Origin of the sequence: Pseudomonas sp. (genome assembly GCF_037994325.1) — a bacterium.
Lineage (GTDB): Bacteria > Pseudomonadota > Gammaproteobacteria > Pseudomonadales > Pseudomonadaceae > Aquipseudomonas.
Window position 1 is genome coordinate 1 of record NZ_JBBNAH010000180.1, and the last position, 3,797, is coordinate 3,797.

General features: G+C 59.6%; 2 protein-coding genes. One reads left to right on the plus strand and one right to left on the minus strand.

All coding sequences use genetic code 11. From position 1 onward, the window contains the following. Window positions 1-2,143, minus strand: a 2,143-nt coding sequence (locus tag AAAB16_RS06080) for a CarD family transcriptional regulator (protein WP_340662526.1), incomplete at its 3' end; no start/stop codon positions are given. A gap of 160 nt (window positions 2,144-2,303) precedes the next feature. Here AAAB16_RS06080 and AAAB16_RS06085 point away from each other — a divergent pair. Then, window positions 2,304-3,752 (plus strand): glyceraldehyde-3-phosphate dehydrogenase, encoded by a 1,449-nt coding sequence (locus AAAB16_RS06085; RefSeq protein WP_340662527.1) that lies wholly within the window; start codon window positions 2,304-2,306, stop codon window positions 3,750-3,752. Window positions 3,753-3,797: the final 45 nt, after the last annotated feature.

The window sequence follows — 3,797 nt, forward strand, 5'->3', positions numbered from 1 at the left end:
GCTTGTGGGTGCCGATCACGATGTCGATCTTGCCTTCAGCCAACTGCGCCACCGCCGCCTTCACTTCCTTGTCGGACTTAAAGCGGCTCATCACTTCCACGGTCACCGGCCAGTCGGCAAAGCGGTCACGGAAGCTGTTGTAGTGCTGTTGGGCGAGCAGGGTGGTGGGCACCAGAATCGCCACCTGTTTGCCGCTGTGCACGGCGATAAACGCCGCGCGCATGGCCACTTCGGTTTTGCCGAAACCGACGTCGCCGCAGACCAGACGGTCCATCGGCTTCGGAGCTAGCATGTCGGCCATAACGGCTTCGATGGTGGTCTGCTGGTCCGGGGTTTCTTCGAAGGGGAAACCGGCGCTAAAGGTCTCGTAGTCCAGCTTCGGGTCGGCGAAGGCGTAGCCTTCACGGGCCGCGCGGCGGGCGTAGATATCCAGCAACTCGGCGGCCACATCGCGCACTTGTTCAGCGGCTTTGCGTTTGGCTTTCTGCCAGGTTTCCGAGCCCAAGCGGTGCAACGGCGCCAAGGCATCGTCGCTGCCGGTGTAACGGGCGATCAGGTGCAGGTTGGCTACCGGCACATACAACTTGGCTTCGTCGGCGTAGGCGAGCATGAGGAATTCGGCGGTCTGGTTGTCCACCTCCAGCGTCGCCAGGCCTAGGTAGCGGCCCACGCCATGGTCGATATGCACCACCGGCGCGCCCTCGCGCAGCTCAGTGAGGTTTTTGATTACCGCATCGCCATGGTCGCCGCGGGTTTTATCCCGACGCCGACGTTGCATCACGCGCTGACCAAACAATGGGCTTTCGGCGATCAACGCCAGCGCCGGCTCATCCAGCTGCAAGCCGTCGTCCAGCGGGGCGATGGTAATGGCCAGGCGCTCTTTGCCGCTGGCAAATGCACTCCAACCGTCCACTTCCACGGGCTTTAAGCGCAGGCGGGCGAGCAACTCCAACAGCACTTCGCGGCGCCCGGCCGACTCGGCGGTAAACAGCACGCGGCCGGGGAAGTCGTTAAGAAACTGCTCCAGCGCTGCCATGGGTTGCTGGGCTTTGGCTTGAATCGCCAAGTCCGGCAGGGTTTGCGCGGGGAAACGTTCGCGGCCCACGCCGACATCCACGTCTTGCTGGCTAACCACCACACGCGGCCAGTTTTTCAGACGAGCAAAGCAGTCTTCCACCGGCAAAAACAATTCAGCCGGCGGCACCAAGGGCCGTTCGGGATCGACGCGACGCTCTTCGTAGCGGTTGCGCACGTCGTTCCAGAAGTTCTCGCTGGCCTGTTCGATGCCGGGCAGCGAGAACACTTGGGTGTCGCTGGGCAGGTAGTCGAACAGGGTGTCGGTTTCGTCAAAGAACAGCGGCAGGTAGTACTCGATACCGGCCGGGGTGATGCCGCTGTTGAGGTCTTGATAGATGGTGCAGCGGCGGAAGTCGACGTCAAAGCGCTCGCGGAAGCGGGCGCGAAAGCCGGTGACGGCTTCTTTATTCAGCGGAAATTCGCGGGCCGGCAGCAGGTGGATTGAGTCGACCTTGTCGATGGAGCGCTGGGTCTCCGGGTCGAACGTGCGCAGGGTCTCAATTTCGTCATCAAATAGGTCGATGCGGTAGGGCAGCTTGGTGCCCATCGGGAACAAGTCGATCAGCGCGCCGCGTACGGTGAACTCGCCATGTTCATACACCGTCTCCACGTAGCGGTAGCCGGTGGCTTCCAGGCGCGTACGCATTTGCTCCACATCAAGCTTCTGGCCAACGTCCAATACCAGGCTGCTACCGAGCAAAAAGCGCTTCGGAGCGAGACGGTGAAGGGCAGTGGTAATCGGCACTACAAGAATGCCGTGACTCAGCTCTGGCAGGCGATACAGGCTGGCGATGCGCTGGGAAATAATGTCTTGGTGCGGCGAAAACAGATCGTAGGGCAGGGTTTCCCAGTCGGGAAAATGCAGCACCGGCAACTCAGGGGCGAAAAACTTCAGCTCCTGTTCCAGGCGCTCGGCGCTCTGGCTGTCGGCGGTCAGCAATAAAGTGAAGCGTTTGGCCGCATTGGCGGCTTCGGCAATCGCCAGGCTTAGTGCGGCGCCAGGCAGGTTGCCCCATGTTTGTTTGCCGGAAGCGGCAGGAAGGCTGGGTAAGCGCAATACGGACACGAGAGGTCGTGGCTCCGGCTGAGGATTAACCGGGCCGATTGTAACTATCCAACGGTTACGCTGTCAGTGTTTCGTCCGCTGCAGATTGCCGCTCGTTGACGACGCGGTCATAATGTAGCCCGTTTTTTCAGCCCCTACATACTTGTTAAAGGTATTGCCCGTGACTCAGAAGCCTGATCAGTGTCTTGGTGAATGGATTGATCGTGAAGCACTCGCGGAGGCGATGATTCCGCTGATTGGTCAGCTATACCGCAATAACAACGTGGTGACCTCGATTTACGGCCGCAGCATGATTAATCGCTCGGTTATCCAGATTCTCAAAGCCCACCGTTTTGCCCGTCACCGTCAGTCGGACGAAAGCGAACTCTCGGTTCACGAGACCTTTGCCGTTCTTAAAGAAATGAGCGCCCTCAAGCTTGGCGCCGCTTCGGTGGACCTCGGCAAACTCGTGGTCAAATTCAAAGCCGAAGGCAATGGCCGCGCCATTGAACAGTTCGTGCGTGACGAACTGGCCGCTGTGGTTGGCAAGCAAAACGGCACCGCCCGCAAAGGCACTGACGTTGTGCTGTACGGTTTCGGTCGTATCGGCCGCCTGCTGGCGCGCATCCTGATCGAAAAAACCGGTGGCGGCGACGGTCTGCGCTTGCGCGCTATCGTTGTGCGCAAAGGCGCCAGCAACGACCTGGTCAAACGCGCCAGCCTGCTGCGTCGCGACTCGGTACATGGTCCGTTCAACGGCACCATCACCGTGGATGAGGAAAACAACACCCTCACCGCTAACGGCAACCTGATTCAAATCATCTACGCCAAAGACCCGAAAGAAGTCGACTACACCCAGTACGGCATCAGCAACGCCCTGCTGGTCGACAACACCGGTGTATGGCGTGACGCCGAGGGCCTCGGCCAGCACCTGGGTTGCCCAGGCGTTGACCGCGTGGTGCTGACCGCGCCGGGCAAAGGCAAGCTGAAAAACATCGTGCACGGCATCAACCACGGTGAAATCACCCCGGACGACAAAATTATCTCCGCCGCTTCCTGCACCACCAACGCCATCGTGCCGGTGCTCAAAGCGGTGAATGACAAGTTCGGCATCGTTAACGGCCACGTTGAAACCGTTCACTCGTACACCAACGACCAGAACCTGATCGACAACTTCCACAAAGGCGATCGCCGTGGTCGTAGCGCGCCGTTGAACATGGTTATTACCGAAACCGGTGCTGCCACCGCTGCTGCCAAAGCGCTGCCGGAACTGGCGGGCAAGTTGACTGGCAACGCCATTCGCGTACCGACACCGAACGTGTCGATGGCCATCCTCAACCTGAACCTGGAAAAGGCCTCCACCCGCGAAGAAATGAACGAGTACCTGCGCTATGTAGCGCTGCACTCGGATCTGCATCGCCAGATCGACTTCGTTAACTCGCTGGAAGTGGTGTCCACCGACTTCGTTGGCTCGCGTTTCGCTGGTGTGGTGGATGCGGAAGCGACCATCTGCAACGACAACCGCGTTGTGCTGTACGTGTGGTACGACAACGAATTCGGCTACAGCTGCCAGGTTGTACGTGTGATGGAAGACATGGCGGGCGTAAACCCACCGGCTTTCCCACAGTAAGCACACCTTAACGCTGGATAAAAAAGCGGGAGCCCTAAATGGGCT